The organism is Flavobacterium rhizophilum (assembly GCF_046000485.1).
Taxonomy (GTDB): Bacteria; Bacteroidota; Bacteroidia; order Flavobacteriales; family Flavobacteriaceae; genus Flavobacterium; species Flavobacterium rhizophilum.
In genome coordinates, this window is sequence record NZ_JBELQB010000005.1 from 160,253 (window position 1) to 179,358 (window position 19,106).

General features: G+C 38.5%; 17 protein-coding genes. 14 read left to right on the forward strand and 3 right to left on the reverse strand.

Translation table 11 applies throughout. The features are described 5' to 3' along the window. The first annotated feature begins 28 nt into the window (after positions 1-28). On the forward strand, positions 29-691 hold the full coding sequence (locus tag ABS768_RS07985) for a thiamine diphosphokinase (protein ID WP_408074440.1): 663 nt from the start codon (positions 29-31) through the stop codon (positions 689-691). Here ABS768_RS07985 and ABS768_RS07990 read toward each other — a convergent pair. Then, entirely contained in the window at positions 688-2,187 is a 1,500-nt protein-coding gene (locus tag ABS768_RS07990) for a hypothetical protein (protein ID WP_408074441.1), read from the reverse strand. The two genes, ABS768_RS07985 and ABS768_RS07990, sit on opposite strands and share 4 nt — an antisense overlap. Positions 2,188-2,344: 157 nt before the next feature. On the opposite strand from ABS768_RS07990, the gene uvrB reads away from it, so the two are divergent. The 4 genes from uvrB (at position 2,345) to ABS768_RS08010 (ending at position 8,082) form a co-directional block, all read left to right on the forward strand. Then, positions 2,345-4,333 carry an excinuclease ABC subunit UvrB gene (gene uvrB, locus ABS768_RS07995; protein ID WP_408074442.1) on the forward strand — a complete coding sequence of 663 codons (1,989 nt, stop codon included), beginning with the start codon at positions 2,345-2,347 and terminating at the stop codon, positions 4,331-4,333. A gap of 87 nt (positions 4,334-4,420) precedes the next feature. Continuing rightward, positions 4,421-5,302 (forward strand): S1 family peptidase, encoded by an 882-nt coding sequence (locus ABS768_RS08000; protein ID WP_408074443.1) that lies wholly within the window; start codon positions 4,421-4,423, stop codon positions 5,300-5,302. A 65-nt stretch (positions 5,303-5,367) separates the two neighbouring features. Next, positions 5,368-7,254, forward strand: coding sequence for a mechanosensitive ion channel family protein (locus ABS768_RS08005; protein ID WP_408074444.1), 1,887 nt, complete (start codon positions 5,368-5,370; stop codon positions 7,252-7,254). A 3-nt stretch (positions 7,255-7,257) separates the two neighbouring features. Next, positions 7,258-8,082, forward strand: coding sequence for a mechanosensitive ion channel family protein (locus ABS768_RS08010; RefSeq protein ID WP_408074445.1), 825 nt, complete (start codon positions 7,258-7,260; stop codon positions 8,080-8,082). On the opposite strand, the gene ABS768_RS08015 is transcribed toward ABS768_RS08010, so the two are convergent. After that, positions 8,079-8,480: an excinuclease ABC subunit B gene (locus ABS768_RS08015; RefSeq protein WP_035131984.1), complete on the reverse strand. Its 402-nt coding sequence runs from the start codon at positions 8,478-8,480 to the stop codon at positions 8,079-8,081. The genes ABS768_RS08010 and ABS768_RS08015 overlap by 4 nt on opposite strands. 95 nt (positions 8,481-8,575) lie before the next feature. Between ABS768_RS08015 and ABS768_RS08020 the strand changes: the two genes are divergently transcribed. The 5 genes from ABS768_RS08020 to ABS768_RS08040 all read left to right on the forward strand — a co-directional run bounded on the left by ABS768_RS08020 (position 8,576) and on the right by ABS768_RS08040 (position 13,701). Further along, complete coding sequence (locus tag ABS768_RS08020; protein WP_408074446.1) at positions 8,576-9,337, forward strand: alpha/beta hydrolase; 762 nt, start codon at positions 8,576-8,578, stop codon at positions 9,335-9,337. Between the two features lie 96 nt (positions 9,338-9,433). Next, the gene (locus tag ABS768_RS08025) at positions 9,434-9,904 is read left to right on the forward strand and encodes a DUF1456 family protein (RefSeq protein WP_408074447.1); all 471 of its coding nucleotides are present in this window, start codon (positions 9,434-9,436) and stop codon (positions 9,902-9,904) included. A 2-nt stretch (positions 9,905-9,906) separates the two neighbouring features. After that, a complete protein-coding gene (locus tag ABS768_RS08030) occupies positions 9,907-10,431 on the forward strand; it encodes a DUF4269 domain-containing protein (protein ID WP_408074448.1) in 525 nt (174 codons plus the stop codon). A gap of 162 nt (positions 10,432-10,593) precedes the next feature. Continuing rightward, positions 10,594-12,783, forward strand: coding sequence for a bifunctional alpha,alpha-trehalose-phosphate synthase (UDP-forming)/trehalose-phosphatase (locus ABS768_RS08035; protein ID WP_408074449.1), 2,190 nt, complete (start codon positions 10,594-10,596; stop codon positions 12,781-12,783). Positions 12,784-12,879: 96 nt separating this feature from the next. Continuing rightward, positions 12,880-13,701: an alpha/beta hydrolase gene (locus tag ABS768_RS08040; RefSeq protein WP_408074450.1), complete on the forward strand. Its 822-nt coding sequence runs from the start codon at positions 12,880-12,882 to the stop codon at positions 13,699-13,701. A gap of 69 nt (positions 13,702-13,770) precedes the next feature. Here ABS768_RS08040 and sucC read toward each other — a convergent pair whose 3' ends face one another. Next, on the reverse strand, positions 13,771-14,964 hold the full coding sequence (sucC, locus tag ABS768_RS08045) for an ADP-forming succinate--CoA ligase subunit beta (protein ID WP_330443090.1): 1,194 nt from the start codon (positions 14,962-14,964) through the stop codon (positions 13,771-13,773). Positions 14,965-15,112: 148 nt separating this feature from the next. Between sucC and ABS768_RS08050 the strand changes: the two genes are divergently transcribed. From ABS768_RS08050 to ABS768_RS08065, 4 genes are all read left to right on the forward strand, one after another. Continuing rightward, positions 15,113-15,397 (forward strand): hypothetical protein, encoded by a 285-nt coding sequence (locus tag ABS768_RS08050; RefSeq protein WP_408074451.1) that lies wholly within the window; start codon positions 15,113-15,115, stop codon positions 15,395-15,397. A gap of 414 nt (positions 15,398-15,811) precedes the next feature. Then, positions 15,812-17,038, forward strand: a complete 1,227-nt coding sequence (lysA, locus tag ABS768_RS08055; RefSeq protein ID WP_408074452.1) for a diaminopimelate decarboxylase — start codon at positions 15,812-15,814, stop codon at positions 17,036-17,038. 106 nt (positions 17,039-17,144) lie between these two features. Then, complete coding sequence (locus tag ABS768_RS08060; RefSeq protein WP_408074453.1) at positions 17,145-17,423, forward strand: hypothetical protein; 279 nt, start codon at positions 17,145-17,147, stop codon at positions 17,421-17,423. Between the two features lie 183 nt (positions 17,424-17,606). Next, the gene (locus tag ABS768_RS08065) at positions 17,607-19,022 is read left to right on the forward strand and encodes an alkaline phosphatase (protein ID WP_408074454.1); all 1,416 of its coding nucleotides are present in this window, start codon (positions 17,607-17,609) and stop codon (positions 19,020-19,022) included. The last annotated feature ends 84 nt before the right edge of the window (positions 19,023-19,106 follow it).

The window sequence follows — 19,106 nt, forward strand, 5'->3', positions numbered from 1 at the left end:
TTGTATTTTTGCTCTCTAAATCAAAATTATGTCATCCCACCACATTGTTAGAGACGATCAGGAGCCTGCATTAATTATTGCAAACGGCGCAGCATGCAGCAAAGAGCTTATGGGTCAGTTACTGGAATGGTCTCCGCTTGTAATAGTACTGGATAACGCAATAGAGCGTGTAATGGAACTGGGCATTAAAGTAGATGTATTACTTGGGGATTTTGACAATGGTTTTGATGCCGAGAAATACAAGGAGTTACAATACCCGCTGGAAATAGTGCATACCCCGAGTCAGGATAAAACCGACCTCGAAAAAGCACTGGACTATCTTATAGACAGAAAAATACCTGCTGCCAATATAATTTGGGCTACAGGTAAGCGTGCCGACCATACCATTACAAATATTACCAATATTGTGCGCTACCGCAATCTTATCAAGGTGGTTATACTGGACGACCATTCTAAAGTATTCCTGCTACCTAAAAAGTTTGAGAAATGGTATCCCGAAAATACTCCGTTGTCACTAATCCCCATAGGAAAAGTAATTGGCATAAAAACACACAACCTTAAATACGAACTCAATAACGAAGAGTTAACTCTGGGGTACCGTACCGGCAGCAGTAATGTAACCCTTAAAGATGGCATTGTACTTATAGAACACAAGGATGGCGACCTGCTTATGATGGAGTGCTTTGATTAAGTATTAATCGTATCCACCTCAATAGCCTTTTTCATATCTTCTTGAGTAGCTTGTTTTAATTCTAACAATACCGAAGTCTCTTTAGTTATAGTTACATCCTTACTCGCAAATTTTAATGTCCCGTCTTCCTGGGCACTTACTCCAAGTATAGTTACTTTTATACCTAAAGGCATTTTGATATATGCATTACCGGCAGATCCAAACATAAAATCACCGTTTTCATCAGGAAAACCTGCTAAACAAACTTTATCTTCTTTAATTACCATATAAGCGTAAACATCATTTTTACCTGTATTATTAATAGTTGTCCTTACCAAAACATCTGTTAGATTACCTTTACGATAAAAATAATCACAGTTAATCCAACCTAAACGGGTCACTTCAAAAATATAATCATTAGCAAAATCCATTGCTTTTGATTCATCAGTCAAATTTCTTTCTATCCTTTTATTTATTTCCTCCTGCTCTTTTCTTTTCTCCTCCAGTAGCTTCATTTCCTTTTCATAAGCAGCAATTTTTTTATTATAGTCGGCCAAAGCTACTTCATACTCTTCGCCTTCAAGTACAGGATAAACTTCATATTCTTTTATTTCATCCCTGTTTTTTTCTGTTCCCTTAAAGGTCAATACATATATATCTTGTTTAGCAGACCGCTTTACTGATACATGTTTCCAGTCTTTTCCATTATCTTCTTTTGAGAAAGCCGACTCATCTACCAGTTTCCACGATACATTACTAAAAGGCATAAACTCAGGTAAAAGTTCAGGGTTATCTATATTTACTGCTATAACTATACCTCCGTCATTTTTATAAGGTTTTAAGGGCTTTGTATAAGGAGCCGGATATGTATCATCCTTGTCCCCATCTTCAACATAATCTATTACAGCATCAAACATATTACCCTGAGTAGGTTTTGCTGCTTTGTTTGAAGTTGGTTTTGCAACAGGCTTTTTAATAATATCTTTTGGTTCAACCCAGTTAATATTTCCGTCAGCATCTTCATCACCTGTAAAAATCTGCATTTCGGGAACAAAATTATCGGTAGGTACACTTACCCCTATTGATTTTGATTCACCTATAAAAACATCAGCATTACCCTGTTTAGCATTAATATACAGCATCCCGCCCGAACTTAATATTTCTCCGTTTGATGTAGTTGTAAGCCCTCCCATCACTATATCAGAGATACTTAAAGCCTCTTTCAGTTTTACAGTAATATTTCCGGTCACTACATTACCCTGAGCGTCAGTAAAAGTATTTTTAGGGATTGTAAGCTCGGTCCCCTTCTCTCCTTTAATAGTATTGTCTTTCCCTGCATCGAGTGTAAAGATCTGCATATTTAGGTTATCGGTCGTAAAAGCTTTTCTGTTTCCCGAATCTGCTATTAAATCAGGTGTCTCTGTGGTAACTTCCTGTTCAACTTGCTGCTGTTTTTCATCTTTACACGAAACTAAAAGCAATAATAACAAAGTAAGGATTAAAGGTGTGTTTTTCATGGTTGATATGTTTGTATATTAAACAGAAAAAACTGTCATTTTAGTATATCAAAAATAATGTTATACATTTAAAAATCAATATTGTTTAGTGTTTTAAAATACATAAAGGCAAACAATCATTTCACTATCTTTGTAAAAAGGAAGGAAAAAGAGAAAAATGAAATTCAAAGTAGTATCTGATTACAAACCTATGGGCGACCAGCCCGCAGCCATAAAACAGCTTAGTGAAGGCATAAATTCAGGAGAACGTTTCCAGACACTTTTAGGGGTTACCGGTTCGGGTAAAACATTTACCGTGGCAAACGTGGTAGAAAATGTACAACGCCCCACACTTGTACTGGCACACAACAAAACACTGGCAGCACAGCTGTACACAGAGTTCAAACAGTTTTTCCCCGATAATGCCGTAGAGTATTTTGTTTCCTACTACGACTACTATCAGCCCGAAGCTTATATTCCAGTAACGGGAACCTATATAGAAAAAGACCTCTCGATTAACGAAGAGCTCGAAAAAATGCGTTTAAGTACCACCTCATCTCTGCTTTCGGGCAGGCGCGATGTACTGGTGGTGGCCTCGGTTTCGTGCCTTTACGGTATTGGTAACCCGGTGGAGTTCCAAAAAAACGTAATTTCCATAGAGCGTGATCAGGTTATATCGAGAACCAAATTATTACACAGGCTGGTACAGAGCCTTTACTCCCGTACCGAAGCCGAGTTCCTCCCGGGAACCTTCCGTATTAAGGGAGATACCGTAGAGATTTTCCCCAGTTATGCCGATGATCCTTTCAGGGTACACTTTTTTGGTGATGAGATTGAGGAAATTGAAGCCTTTGATGCCAAAACAGCCCTTGTGATTGAAAAGTATGACCGACTGAATATTTACCCTGCCAATATGTTTGTTACATCGCCAGATGTATTGCAGGGAGCCATATGGGAAATTCAGCAGGATCTTGTAAAACAGGTAGATTACTTTAAAGAGATAGGTAAACACCTGGAGGCAAAACGACTGGAGGAACGTACTAACTTTGATCTTGAAATGATTCGGGAACTGGGTTACTGTTCGGGTATTGAGAACTACTCGCGCTATCTGGATCGCAGGCTGCCGGGCACAAGGCCTTTCTGCCTGTTGGATTACTTCCCAGATGATTTTTTAATGATTATAGATGAGAGCCACGTAACCGTATCGCAGGTACACGCCATGTATGGCGGCGACCGCTCCCGTAAAGAAAACCTTGTGGAATATGGTTTCAGGCTTCCGGCTGCGATGGATAACCGTCCGCTTAAATTTGAGGAGTTTGAGGCACTGCAAAATCAGGTTGTGTATGTAAGTGCTACCCCTGCCGACTACGAGCTTCAAAAAAGTGACGGTATTTATGTAGAACAGGTAATACGCCCTACAGGATTACTGGACCCGATTATTGAAGTACGCCCAAGCCTTAACCAGATAGACGACCTCATTGAGGAAATACAACAGCGTGTAGAGGCAGACGAACGTGTTTTGGTCACTACCCTAACCAAGCGTATGGCAGAAGAACTGGCTAAATACCTTACTAAGGTAGCAATACGATGCCGTTATATCCACTCGGAAGTAGATACACTGGAGCGTGTGGAAATCATGCAGGACTTGCGTAAAGGTCTGTTTGACGTACTTATTGGGGTTAACCTTTTAAGGGAGGGGCTTGACTTACCCGAAGTATCACTTGTTGCCATACTGGATGCCGATAAGGAAGGCTTTTTGAGAAGTACACGTTCGCTGGTGCAAACCGTAGGGCGTGCTGCCCGTAACGTAAACGGTAAGGCGATTATGTATGCCGATAAGATAACCGACAGTATGCAGCGTACTATTGATGAGACCAACTACCGCCGTGAAAAACAAATGAACTTTAATAAGGCAAACGGTATTGAGCCTAAAGCCCTTAATAAGAAAATTGAGAACTCACTGTCTAAGAGTCCGGTGTCGTCATACCATTATGATAATTCGCCTAAAATGGCTGCCGAACCCGATACTACCTATATGGCTAAAGGCGAAATTGAAAAGATTATACGTGAAAAACGTAAGGCTATGGAAAAAGCCGCCAAAGATCTTGACTTTATGCAGGCTGCCAAATTAAGAGACGAGATTAAAGTGTTGCAGGAGAAGATATAAATTGAAAAATTAAGTAGTATATTAATGATTCATCTCACAACCTTTATGTAGTTTATATTATCTATATAATAAAACAACTTTTTTGTGATGAAAAAAATATACCTTATTTCTATTCTTTTTCCTTTGATTACAATATCAAAGTCATTCTGTCAGTCCAAAATAGATATGACTGAACAATTAATAAACAATACAATAAAAATAGAATGTGCAGAAAAAAACATGATAAAAACAGGCACAGGATTTTTTTTTAATTTTCAAAAAGACACACTCCAATGCCCTGTCATTATTACTAATAAACATGTTGTTGAAGGATCTAATGACATAAAACTATTTTTTAAAAAAAGTAAGGATAATAAGCCTCAATATGAAGCTCCATATATTATTCCGATTGATAGCTCTCTGATTATCTCCCATCCAAATAAAAACATAGATTTAGTAGCTATTAATATTAGCCCGATATTAAATTATTTTTATAGTAAAAACATAGATCTTTATATAAAAGCATCAGATGAAAGCATAATACTAAATGATTCATTACAGAAACAAAAATTAAATTCTATCGAAAATGTAATTATGATAGGATACCCTAATGGTCTATGGGATCAAAAAAACAATTTACCAATTGTTAGAAATGGAATAACTGCAACATCCCCATTTATTGACTATAATGGAAAAAGAGAATTTCTAATAGATATAGCTGCTTTTGGAGGTTCTAGCGGTTCTCCTGTTTACATTTATAATTCAGATCCATATATTGATAAAGAATCAAATCGATTAGTTATTACTAAAAATCGTTTTTTCCTCTTAGGAATAATGTATTCTGGACCTATTTATTCAATAGATGGAAAAGTGGTAAAAACTTCTCCAAATGAACCTGATATAAATGTAAAATCCGGAATACCAATGAATCTTGGATTTGTGATAAAAGCAACTGAAATACTTGAATTTAAAAAAGTAATATTTAAGTAGACATACAACTCAGAGAACTTTCCAAAAATTCCCTATATTTATGTGTTGTAACACAGAATATGAGGATGAAGAAACTTTACCGTTTATTTATAACAATAATTGCTTTTACTATAACGCAATGTGCTTTTGCCCAAAAAGACAGTATTGCCCAGGTAAACGACTCGGTTAACGCTGCTAACCTTGAGGCTTTTAATACTAAAATTGCGATTATTGAGCAACAGCGGTTAAAGGACTCGGTTAAAAAAGCCGAACTGGAACAACAGATACAGTCGTTAAAAACTACCGATAACCTTAAAAAGGAAGAACTGCAAAAAGAGCTCGAAGAGCTTGAAAGCCGTGAAACCAAAAGGCTTGCCGCAAAAAAGGAACAGATAGACAAACTGCGTTCAACCATAAAAGGGAATCCGGTTACGGGTTTCTTTAACGACACTCTTTTCCACATTTATAGCAAGCAGGGCAGTTTCTCGGCTTCCGAGCGTGCCCAGGCCGTAACCCGCCGCATTGAAGAACTGGGTGGCAGGATTCTTTTTCAATCCGATTCACTAAAGGTGGTTTCTGCCGAAGCGACTTCAGATGTGGTGTATCACGACAGGATAATCATCAGTCTTTCAGAGAATGATGCTATTTGGAATAACACCACAAAAGAGGATCTTGCCGATAGTTACAAAACTATAATTGCCGATGAGATAACCACCTATAAAAACGAAACCAGTTTTAAAACACTGATAAAGGAAATAGCACTGGCACTGCTGGTTATTGGGGTACTGGTACTGCTTATTTACCTTTCGGGAAAACTGTTTGGCTGGCTTGCCGACAAGATAAAAGAGCAAAAGGACAAAAGGATACGCGGTATAAAAATCAAAACCTACGAATTGTTTGATGCCGACAGGCAGGTAAACCTTTTATTACTTATAAACAGGCTTATAAAATGGTTGTTTATTTTACTGCTCATTTATATAGCACTACCGGTATTGTTTGGTATTTTCCCGTGGACACAAAACTTTGCCGAAACGCTTTTCAGCTATATTCTTACTCCGGTTAAAAAGGTGGCATTTGGTGTTTGGGATTATATGCCAAACCTTATTACCATTATTGTACTGATTATTATTTTTAGGTATATACTGCGTTTTGCACGTTTCCTTAAAAACGAAATTGCACGCGGCAACCTGCATATAGACGGTTTTTACCCCGACTGGGCTAACCCTACTTATCAAATTGTACGCGTACTCATACTGGCATTCCTGTTAATAGTTATATTCCCTTACCTTCCGGGTAGTGATTCAGAGATATTTAAAGGAGTATCGGTTTTCTTAGGATTCCTGTTCACCTTTGGTTCTATGGGGTCGTTATCCAATATTATTGCAGGGATAGTACTTACCTATATGCGTCTCTTCAAGATTAACGACCGTGTAAAAATTGGCGAAGTTGTGGGCGATGTGATTGAAAAGTCACTACTGGTAACCCGTATACGTACCATTAAAAATGAAATCATATCCATACCTAACTCCACCGTAATGAGTAGCCATACTATTAATTACAGTAGTGATACCATAAGTAAAGGGCTTATACTCCACACCACGGTAACCATTGGGTATGACGTACCGTGGAAAGACATACAACAGGCATTACTTGATGCTGCCGACAGAACCGAACATTTACTAAAAGAGCCTGTACCCTTTGTACTGCAAACCAGCCTGGAAGATTTTTATGTAGCCTACCAGGTTAACGCCTATACAAAAGAGGCCAACAAACAGGCTGCCATATACAGCGAACTGCATAAAAACATACAGGACTGCTGCAACGAAAAAGGTATTGAGATACTTTCGCCACACTATAGGGCTGCGCGCGACGGAAACATGACCACCATACCGCAAAACTATCTTGACAAGGATTATGAAGCCCCGTCCTTTAATGTAAAAATGAACAAAGACAACCAAAACAAACCGGAATAAAACATGTGGGAACATATTAAAGAACTGCTAAACGAAACACTGATTACCATAGGCAAAACTCAGCTTAAGGTAAGCTCTATCATTACACTTATTGTTTTTTGGGTATGTGCGGCTTTCATAATGAAAATTATAAAAAAGAGTATTTACCGTATACATAGTTTTGATGAAGCTAAAAAATATTCCATTTTTACCCTTATTAAGTATATACTCCTTGTAGTTGGTTTAGTACTGTCGCTTGAGATAGTCGGTTTTAACCTTTCGGTACTGTTAGCCGGTTCTGCTGCCCTGTTGGTAGGTTTGGGACTTGGTATACAAAACCTGTTTAGTGATTATGTTTCGGGAATTGTAATACTGGTAGACTCTACCGTAAAAATGGGCGATGTAATAGAGGTAAACAATATAGTGGGAACAGTGCAGGAAATACGCCTGCGAACTACCACCGTACTTACCCGTGATGATAAGTATATTATTATCCCTAACTCTGACCTTACTAAAAACGAACTGATTAACTGGACACACAACGACCTGGCTTCCCGTTTTGATGTTACTGTAGGAGTTGATTATTCTTCGGATGTTGATTTGGTTACCCGATTATTACATGAAGCTGCTGCCGAAGAACAGGGCATACTTACAAAGCCTGAGCCATTTGTACGCTTTAATAACTTTGGCGACTCATCGCTTGATTTTTCCATTTACTTTTGGGTGGAGGATGTATTTAGGGCTGAGAATGTAAAAAGCCGTTTACGCTACAGAATATTGGATAAATTCAGGCAAAACGGGGTATCTATACCATTCCCGCAAAGGGTTCTTCACAAAGCCGCCGATTAATTGTGCTGGGCACGGAAAAGTGCCAGCATAATATCCGGATCTATAAGCCCTGTTGGTGATTTTTCCATTTCCTGCAGTACGCTTCTCATGGCAAACGGACTAAGCCCCATATTGATTCCCATTTCGCGTATGGCAATCTGTTCGTTTTCATGCAGTACACCATCGGCATGCATTAAAAGTGCCAGCCTGTAAAACTGTAGTATTCGCTGGTGCTCTGATTTAATAGCTACTTTTTCGGCTTCATGCTCAAAAAGGCTTTCAAAAACATCCTTATCAATACTGAGCTGAGAAGCAACTATAGCCAGAAACTGATACTCCCTTTCGTGTATCTCACCATCTATTCTTGCAAAAGCAATCATTTCAGACAATAAGCTTAATTTTTCTTCGTAAGTGCTCATAGATTGTGGTATTTTTAGCTAATATATCGTTTTTACTGTAAAAGTTTTTAATTATGGTCCGCATTTTTTTCATTTTCACCCTATCTTTATGGTGTATGACTGCCAAACCTCAAACCCCGTCTTTATCACAAAATGTATCGACTTTTACCATCAATGCCCCGCAACTGGGTGGCGAACGTAAAATATGGATATACCTACCTAATATATACGGTAATAGCGATAAAAAGTTTCCGGTACTGTATATGCATGACGGTCAGAATCTTTTTGACAGCTTTACCGCTTTTGCCGGAGAATGGCGCATTGACGAAACATTGGACAGCCTGAATGCCGAAACCATTGTTATAGGGGTAGAAAACGGAGGCGACAACCGTATAAACGAACTTACTCCCTACCCTAACGAAAAGTATGGCGGAGGCAATGGCGACAAATACCTTGATTTTTTGATTACTACACTTAAACCCTATATAGACGAACACTACCGCACCCTTAGCGATAAGGAAAACACCATGATAATGGGCAGCTCCCTTGGCGGACTCATATCATTTTATGCCGTGTTGAAGTACCCAAAGGTATTTGGTAAAGCAGGTATTTTCTCTCCTTCATTTTGGTTTAACGATAAGATATATGATGATGTTCATGCCGTTGAAAGCATTGATGCTAAAATGTACTTTATGGCAGGCGACCATGAAAGCAGTGAAATGATTACTGATTTGGAACGTATGGAAGAACTGATTTACTTTAAGCTAACCGATAGGAAGTTCTTCTATAAAAAGATAGTACACAACGGAAGGCATAACGAAAAGCTCTGGGCTAGTCAGTTTAAAGATGCCTATTTATGGCTTACAGGCAAAATTTAATTAAAATCGGGATTATTTAATCCAATCAGCAATATATTGATTCATTAAAAAATTGATATATTGATTCATTGCCATACCTTTGCAAAAAATAACGAAATGAATAATAACGACATATTTAAAAAGCTAAGGGTAGCACTTCAGCTTCGTGACGACCAGATTGTTGAGATTTTACAACTGGTAGATTTCAGGATTTCAAAACCTGAACTGGGAGCATTTTTCCGTAATGAGAACCACCCTAATTATATGGAGTGTGGCGATCAGGTACTACGCAACTTTTTAAACGGACTTATTATTCACTTACGTGGTACTAAAGAGGAGCCGAAAGATCCCAAAAAAGTACTGGCTACCATAAAAGCCGAAGCAGGTAAAAATAAAGATACCTCTGCCCCGAAAAAACCGGGTACTTATAAAGGTAAACCTAAGCCAAAACCTAAAACACAGGGCGAAGCAACAGGTACTGGTACTACAGCAAAAAAAACTGTAAAAAAATTCAACAAGCCTAAAAAGAAAGAACCTATAATGGATAAAACCCGTTTTAAAAACGGCAAAAAACCAAATAAGGACTAACCTTGAACCAGTTTGACACCATAACCTACCTTAAAACAGGCAATGCCTCACAACAGGAGGTTTATGCTGTATTAACAAAGGCAAAGGTTATGGAGAAACTTTCGGGCTTTACTCCAATTTTAACAGGCACCTACCCTATAGCTATAAATATAGAAAACAGTGATCTGGATATTATTTGTGAATATCAGGACAGGGAATCTTTTATAACTATAGTAACCGATAGTTTTAAACAGGAAAAAGATTTCAGCATCAATGAAAAACAAATTAACGGAACTCACAGTGTTATAATCCGCTTCCGTCTTAACGGTTTTGAGGTGGAAGTTTTCGGGCAGGCCAGACCTGTAAAAGAGCAAAATGCCTATCTCCACATGATAAAGGAGTACGAAATCCTGCAGGCAAAAGGAGAGCACTTCAAACAGCAGATAATTGATCTTAAACGTAAAGGTATCAAAACCGAACCTGCCTTTGCCATGCTGCTAAATATAAAAGGCAACCCCTACACCGCGTTATTGCAATATTCTGTTTGATAAATTCGTAATTTTTTTCTTTCATTTTATCAATCCCTCAAAAGTTTAATAAATATATGTTAACTAACATTCTATTAAACTTCCAAACGCTATTCGTTTTGTAAATTTGAGTGAATCGCCTGTATGGCAGGCTTCTACTACCATCAGGCAAAAAGCCGAAAAATGAAAATTATTACCGTATCTTACCGATTACCTGTGTCTATTAAAAGACAAAAAGACAATGTAAAAATCACACAAAGTGCCGGAGGACTTGCAACAGCAGTACTCTCCTACTCTGAAAAAAGCAAAAAGAACCTTACCTGGGTAGGCGTAGCCGACTTTGACCAACAGCTTTGGGAAGAAAATAAAAACAACTACGACAGCAATTTTGATATTGAGCCCGTGTATTTGGAACGCAGGCTTAACCGTAATTTTTATAATGTTTTCAGTAATTCCGTTTTATGGTCATTGTTTCATTATTTCCCTTCCTTTATAGAATATACCCACGATGGGTTTGAAGCCTATAAAGCCGCAAACGAAATTGTAGCCGATAAGGTAAACAGCATCTACGAACCCGGTGACATTGTTTGGATACACGATTACCACTTTATGGGTCTTGCCAAAATAATACGTGAAAAGCACCCGCAGGCAAAAATTGGATTTTTCCTGCATATCCCCTTCCCTAATTTTGAAATTTTCAGGGTACTGCCTAACAAGGTAAGGCGATACCTAATGGAAGGTGTAATGGGTAGTAATCTTATTGGTTTCCATACTTGGGAAAATGCTATCCACTTTACCGAATGTATTGAAAAAATGCTTGGCTTCCCGCACAAAAACTTCCTGTTCAGTCAGGATACCCATCGTACCAAGGTAGGCTCTTTCCCTATTAGTATCGATTTTGATAAGTTCCATAATGCATATGATAATCCTAATGTGGTGAAGCTTCGTGACGAGATTAAAGACCTGTATAAGGATAAAAAGGTAATCTTCTCGGTAGACAGGCTTGATTATACAAAAGGAATTACGAACAGGTTAAATGCCTATGAAACCTTCCTGAACACTTACCCAGAGTGGAGAGAAAAGGTCGTGTTCCTACTTGTTATTGTACCGTCGCGCGAAGAGATAACAAAATATGGTGAGCGTAAAAAAATGATTGAACTTACCATTGCACGTATAAACGGTAAACTGGGTAATTATAAATGGACTCCGGTGGTGTATCAGTACCAGTCTGTCGACTTTGACAAGCTAATCGCATTATACACCAGTGCCGATGCCGCGCTTATATCGCCTGTAAGGGACGGAATGAACCTTGTGGCAAAAGAGTATGTCGCTTCCCGAAAAGATCTTAGAGGAGCTCTTGTATTAAGTGTCATGGCTGGCGCAGCAAAAGAACTACAGGAATCGCTAACCATAAACCCTCATGATTTTGAACAGATTGCCCTTAAACTGAATTACGGACTTACCATGAGTGAGGAAGAACAGGCACGCAGGCTGGAACACATGCAGCGGTATTTAAAAAAGCATGATGTATTTAGATGGGCTTCCGACTTTTTAAATGAAACTGAAGAAATTCATAATAAAGATACCAAAGCAGTAACCCTTGCTGGAGACGAAAGGATTGAGCTTTATGAGAAATATGAAAGCGCAGAAAAAAGGTTGTTACTGCTTGATTTTGACGGTACACTGGTAAACCTGCAACCGAAACCGGAAATGGCTGTTCCCGATGATAAGCTTTTAACCCTACTGGATACTCTTGCAACCGACCCCAAAAATGATGTATGGATTATTAGCGGACGAAACAAAGAATTCCTCGAAGAATGGCTTGGAGAACTACCAATAGGCCTTGTGGCCGAACACGGCGGATATGTAAAAAGGGACAAATGGGAATCGGTTATAAAAGGTACGCCCGAATGGAAAGGTCGCGTGATAGAAATAATGCAGGATTATGTAGATACCAACTCTGAAAGTTTTGTGGAGATAAAAGAATTTGGGGTGGCATGGCACTACAGAAATGTAGAACAAAGACAGGGTTTCCTTGCATCACGTGAATTGCTTTCGCTACTAAAAAATCAGCTGTACAATATGCCTACACAAATTATAGACGGTAACAAAGTAATTGAGGTTAAACATTTCCTTGCCCATAAAGGGACTACTTATAAAAACAGTATTTTTAATGAGGATTACGACTTTATACTTGCCTTTGGCGATGATAAGACGGACGAAGATTTATTTGAAAAACTTACGGGTAGTTATCAGCACTCGGTTAAGGTTGGCTCCGGTAATACATCAGCAAAATACAGGGTACACTCGGTTGAAGAGGTGCTTGGCTTTCTTAAAGAGTTAACACAGTGTAATGCTGTAAAATTAAAATAGTCACAATAAAAGAAGTAAGATATAATCCCGGCTTTACGTCGGGATTTTTTTATATTTGGACTAGCCATCTTTTAATAATATCTAACATCATTTTCAATGAAAAAACAACTTTTCTTCTTTCTGTTTTTACTTACTGTTACAGTGAGTAAAGCACAAACAGAATACGTTACCAAAACCAACATTCAATATTACGACCAGGCAACAAACAAGTCAGATTCCTATATCGCCGAACGTTGTGTACTGGACATATACTTTCCTAAAGATACCAAGAACTTTGCTACTATAGTATGGTTTCATGGTGGAGGGATAACTCAGGGGAATAAAGAAATACCTGAATACCTTAAAAACAAAGGGTATTGCATTGTTGGGGTTAACTATCGCTTAAGCCCTAATGTAAAAGCGCCTGCTTATATTGAGGATAGCGCTGCTGCAGTAGCATGGGTATACAACAATATTGAAAAATATGGCGGAGACCCATCACTTGTTTTCCTATCGGGTCACTCTGCCGGAGGTTATTTAGTAAGCATGGTTGGATTGGACCAGAAGTACCTTGCGAAATATGATATCGATTCTAACAGAATCGCCGGACTTATTCCGTTTAGCGGGCAGTGTATTACTCACTTTACCGTAAGAAAAGAAAGGGGCATTCCTGAAAAGCAACCGTTTGTAGACGAGTATGCACCATTGTTCCATGTACGAGCCGATGCTCCTCCGTTACTTTTAATTACGGGCGACAGGGAAATGGAAATGCTGGGACGCTATGAGGAAAATGCCTATATGGCACGAATGATGAAAATAGCAGGCCATAAAGATACCCGCCTTTATGAACTGGAAGGTTATGGACACAATATGACAGAACCTGCTTTCCCTCTACTGGTTAAGGAAGTTAACCGAATTATAGAACTTAAAAAGAAATAAAGGGTAACAAATAAAAAATCCCTCGCATTGCGAGGGATTTTTATATATAAAACCTATTGGTTTATCTTATTAGCTTAAAGCATTTTTAACCTGATCTGCAGCTTCCTGGAATAGGGTAGCAGAAAGGATTGGCATACCTGAGTTATCAATAAGTTCTTTAGCGATATCTGCATTAGTACCCTGTAAACGTACAATGATAGGCACATTGATAGAGTCACCCATGTTTTTGTAAGCGTCAACAACACCCTGAGCTACACGGTCACAACGAACGATACCACCAAAGATGTTGATAAGGATAGCTTTTACGTTTGGATCACGAAGGATGATACGGAAAGCAGTCTCAACACGTTTAGCATCTGCAGTACCACCTACGTCAAGGAAGTTAGCCGGCTCAAAACCTGCATACTTAATAAGGTCCATAGTAGCCATTGCAAGACCAGCACCGTTTACCATACAACCTACAGTACCGTCAAGGTCAACATAGTTAAGTCCTACTTCTTTCGCTTCAACCTCAATTGGATTTTCTTCGCGAACGTCACGCATATCTGCATATTCTTTTTGTCTGTAAAGTGCGTTGTCATCAAGAACAACTTTAGCATCTACAGCAAGAATTTTGTTATCTGAAGTTTTAAGTACAGGGTTGATTTCAAAAAGAGATGAATCACTTTGTACATAAGCAGTATAAAGAGAGTCAACAAATTTCACCATTTCTTTGAATGCATTACCTGAAAGACCAAGGTTAAACGCAATTCTTCTTGCCTGGAATCCCTGTAAGCCTACTGCAGGATCAATTTCTTCAGTAAAGATAAGGTGAGGAGTTTTTTCTGCAACCTCTTCGATATCCATACCACCTTCAGTAGAATACATAATCATGTTACGTCCTTTACCTCTGTTTAGAAGTACAGACATATAGAACTCTGAAGTTTCACTTTCTCCGGGATAGTAAACATCTTCAGCGATAAGTACCTTATGAACTTTTTTACCTGTTGGAGGAGTTTGAGGTGTGATAAGGTCCATACCTATAATCTGTCCTGCAATCTCTTCTACCTGCTGAAGGTTTTTTGCAAGCTTAACACCACCACCTTTACCGCGGCCACCTGCGTGGATCTGTGCTTTTACCACATACCATTCTGTTCCGGTTTCAGCAGTTATTTCTTTAGCGGCAGCAACAGCCTCCACAGCATTGTTAGCTACAATACCGCGCTGTACACGTACGCCGTGGCTTGCCAGTATTTGTTTTCCCTGATATTCGTGTAAATTCATAATTAATGCATTTATCTTATTAAAAGTGGAACAAAAATAGAAAATTCAATCCAATGACCGAAAGTATTTTTAATTTTTTATCCAATCCTTAATACTGGGTCACGCAACCCTTTTTAGGTTTAATCATCTAATAGTAAAACCATTGCCTATGAAAACCATAAAATTACTATTATTACTAGGTATTACAGGGTTAACATTAAGCTGTAATAACGACGACGACAATAGTCCTGTTGATAACAGTTTTTACGACAGTTGGTCACTTGTTAAAGTAAGCGGCGGATTTGCCGGAACCAATGAAGAGTTCGAACCGGGAACCATTGTTTGGCACTTTAATGAGAATGGTACGGTTACCGTTACTAATAATAATACTGATGAGGAGGCCAATGATTATTTTGAATCAGGCAATTACAGCTTTCAGTTTATGGTTACCTAATCTACTACATTTGGGTGTGAAACATCACTTATTATTAATGATAATGATATGGGGTGCTTTACTATGCAAAACAACACTATTACTCTTGATGAGACATATATAGACGGCTATCTGGCAACGTTAGTAAGGCAATAAACCCCACCTCTATTTAATCAGAATCATATTTTATGTAGTTAACCAAAATATCATTTTTAATTGTTACCCAGTTCCGGGCAAATCCATAAGCTACTATACGTCACTGCCGCTTAAAGGATGAGCCCGGTATTTTTTTACCGTGATTTAAATCGTTATAGCAAAATATAAAAGTTATATTTTTAACTTTTTGTTATATTTTGTTAGTATACTCTAATTAATTGACTGGAATTGAATTTGTAAATAATTTTGCTACCGAAACAAGTATATCCAAGAAAAAGAATGGAAGCAAATAATTTATTACAGTTAGCCGAAGAGTTTGGGAGTCCTTTATATGTGTATGACGGCGCTAAAATCCAAACGCAGTATTATCGTTTAGAAAATGCATTTTCAAAGGTAAAAAATTTAAGAATCAATTACGCCGTAAAAGCGTTATCAAACATCTCTATATTAAAATTGCTTAAACAGATGGGCTCCGGCCTTGATACCGTTTCCATACAGGAAGTGCAACTCGGTATTATGGCCGGCTTTACGCCCGAAAGCATTATTTACACCCCTAACGGTGTATCTATGGAAGAGATTGAAGAAGTAGCTGCCCTGGGCGTACAAATAAATATAGACAACCTGTCCATACTGGAACAGTTTGGCGCAAAACACCCTAATACACCGGTATGTATCCGTATCAACCCTCACGTAATGGCGGGTGGTAACAGTAACATATCTGTAGGGCATATAGACAGTAAATTTGGTATTTCAATACACCAAATGCCTCACCTTTTAAGGATTGTGGAAAATACAGGTATGAACATTAACGGTATACACATGCATACCGGATCTGACATACTTGATATTGAAGTATTCCTTTATGCTGCAGAGATACTGTTTAAAGCAGCACTTAACTTTAAAAACCTTGAGTTCCTTGATTTTGGAAGCGGGTTTAAAGTACCTTACAAAAAAGATGATATTCAAACCAATGTAGAAGAACTTGGTAAAAAACTGAGCAAGCGTTTCAACGCTTTCTGTCAGGAATATGGTAAAGACCTTACCCTTGCTTTCGAACCGGGTAAATTCCTGGTAAGCGAAGCAGGCTACTTCCTTGCAAAAGTAAACGTGGTAAAACAAACCACCTCTACTGTATTTGCAGGGATTGACACAGGTTTTAACCACCTTATACGCCCTATGTTCTACGGTTCGCACCATCACATTGAAAATATAAGTAACCCTAAAGGAAAAGACCGTTTTTATTCGGTTGTAGGATATATATGTGAAACCGATACGTTTGCAAGTAACAGAAAGATTGCTGAAATAAAAGAAGGCGATGTGCTTTGTTTCAGGAATTCGGGGGCATACTGCTTCTCTATGGCTTCAAATTACAACTCAAGGGTTCGTCCGGCAGAGGTATTATGGTATGAAGGAAAAGGCCACCTTATCAGAAAAAGAGAAACTTTTGAAGATATAATCCGTAATCAGGTAGTTATGGATTTCAAAAACGAACCTATTACGGTTTAGTTAGGTTATATATACTTGTTATTGTTTCAGGGCCGGGGCTGTAAAGCTTCGGTCTTTTGTTTTTTAAAGGTGGTTTTTTATATATTTGAAATACAAACCTTGACTAATGAAGCCACATCTTAAAACAATAATAAAAGGTACCCTATTATCCATTCTCGTTTTCTTTTCGATTTCATTTATTATAATATTACCTCAACTCAATCCTTTATCTGAAACCAACGGGTTTAATATCAAAATAGGATTTCCCTTTGTGTACTACTATCAGTTTTGGGCAGGGCATGATTTTTTGAACTGGGAATGGAAAATAAGAAACCTTATATTAGACTGTCTTATTACATGGGTAACCGTTACCGGAATTTATTATTTCATTAAAAAAGGTAATTAAGTTTAACCAGACCAAAATGTTAAACCTAATTCTGTTCCTAAAAACTTATGTAACTTTGTCAGGCAGTTACTTAAACTTTACTACAGTTTTCCTTAAAGTTTAAATAACATTGCTCTTTAACCCCTTATTGGTATAGTTGTGTAAATTTGGCAGATTCCTATTTACGATTAACAAAATAAAAAAATGAACAGGAGAAAATTTTTCAGGAACGGCTCGCTTTTCACCATAGGCACTGCTGTCCTTAATCCTTTTGAAGGTACTGCACAGGTACTTGACATCAATAATTTAGATAAAAACAAAAAGGCTAAAAACATTATATTCATGGTTAGTGACGGTATGAGTACCGGTACGCTAAACATGGCCGATTTATACCTTAACCGCAAAAACGGTAAAGGATCAAACTGGTTACAGCTTTATAAAGACCAGCGCATTAGCAGGGCACTTATGGATACGGCTTCGGCCAGTTCTATTGTGACCGACTCTGCTGCGGCTAGTTCATCGTGGGGTGGAGGTGCAAGGGTAAACAACGGTTCCCTTAACGTAGGCCCTAACGGAGAAAGAAATATGCCTATATGGCAAAAGTTCAAAAAGGCAGGTAAAATGGCGGGCTGTGTTACTACAGTGCCAATTACACACGCTACTCCGGCAGGATTTTGTGTAAACAGCGACAGCCGTAACGCACAGGCCGAAATTGCAGAAGAGTACCTAAAACTGGGCTTTGATGTAATGATGGGTGGTGGTAATAATTACTTTAGTGCCGATAAAAGAAAAGATAAAAAAGACATTTATGCCGATTATAAAGCTAAAGGATGGCAGGTTGCCCGTACCCGTAGCGAAATGATGGCTGCAGGCAATGACAAACCAATATTAGGTGTTTTTGCTGATGACGGACTTCCATATACTATAGACCGCAGAAGCAGTAAAGAACTTACCGACAACACTCCTACCCTTGCTGAAATGGCTCAAAAAGCTATAGACCGCATGAAGGGACACAAAAACGGATTTGTACTTCAAATTGAAGCCGGTAAGGTAGACTGGGGTGCACACGCTAACGATATTGGTGCGCTTTTATACGACCAGACTGCTTTTGACGATGCTATTAAAGCTGTGATTGATTTTGCCGAAAAAGATGGTAACACCCTTGTTGTTATCACTACAGATCATGGTAATGCCAACCCGGGTATTATTTACGGTAAAGAAGCAAACAGTAACTTTGACAGCATCCAGAACTATACCCAGACAAACGAATGGATACTTAACAGCATTCACAGTGACTCAAGTGTAGACCAAGTGAGGGAAATAATAAAACATGCCAACGGCAGGACTATCTCTCAGGAAGAGGCTAAAACCATACTGGGCTATTATAACGGACTTGAAAAAGAAGACGGACTATACAACTACAAACACTTACCGTTCAAGGCTTTTGCAGAGATGCAAAAAGAACACAACTCTGTTGGATGGATTAGCATGAATCACTCTGCCGATTATGTGGAGCTGGCAATGTTTGGTCCGGGTAGTGAGTTGCTTAAACCGTTTGTTAAAAATATCGACCTGCATTACCTTATGCTGGAAGCAGCCGAAGTGGAAAACAAATTCTAGCACGGCACAAAACTATATTTAAAAAGAGGTTGTCTCAAATGTCATTTTGAGCGAAACGAAGTGGAGTCGAAAAATCTGCTGAAA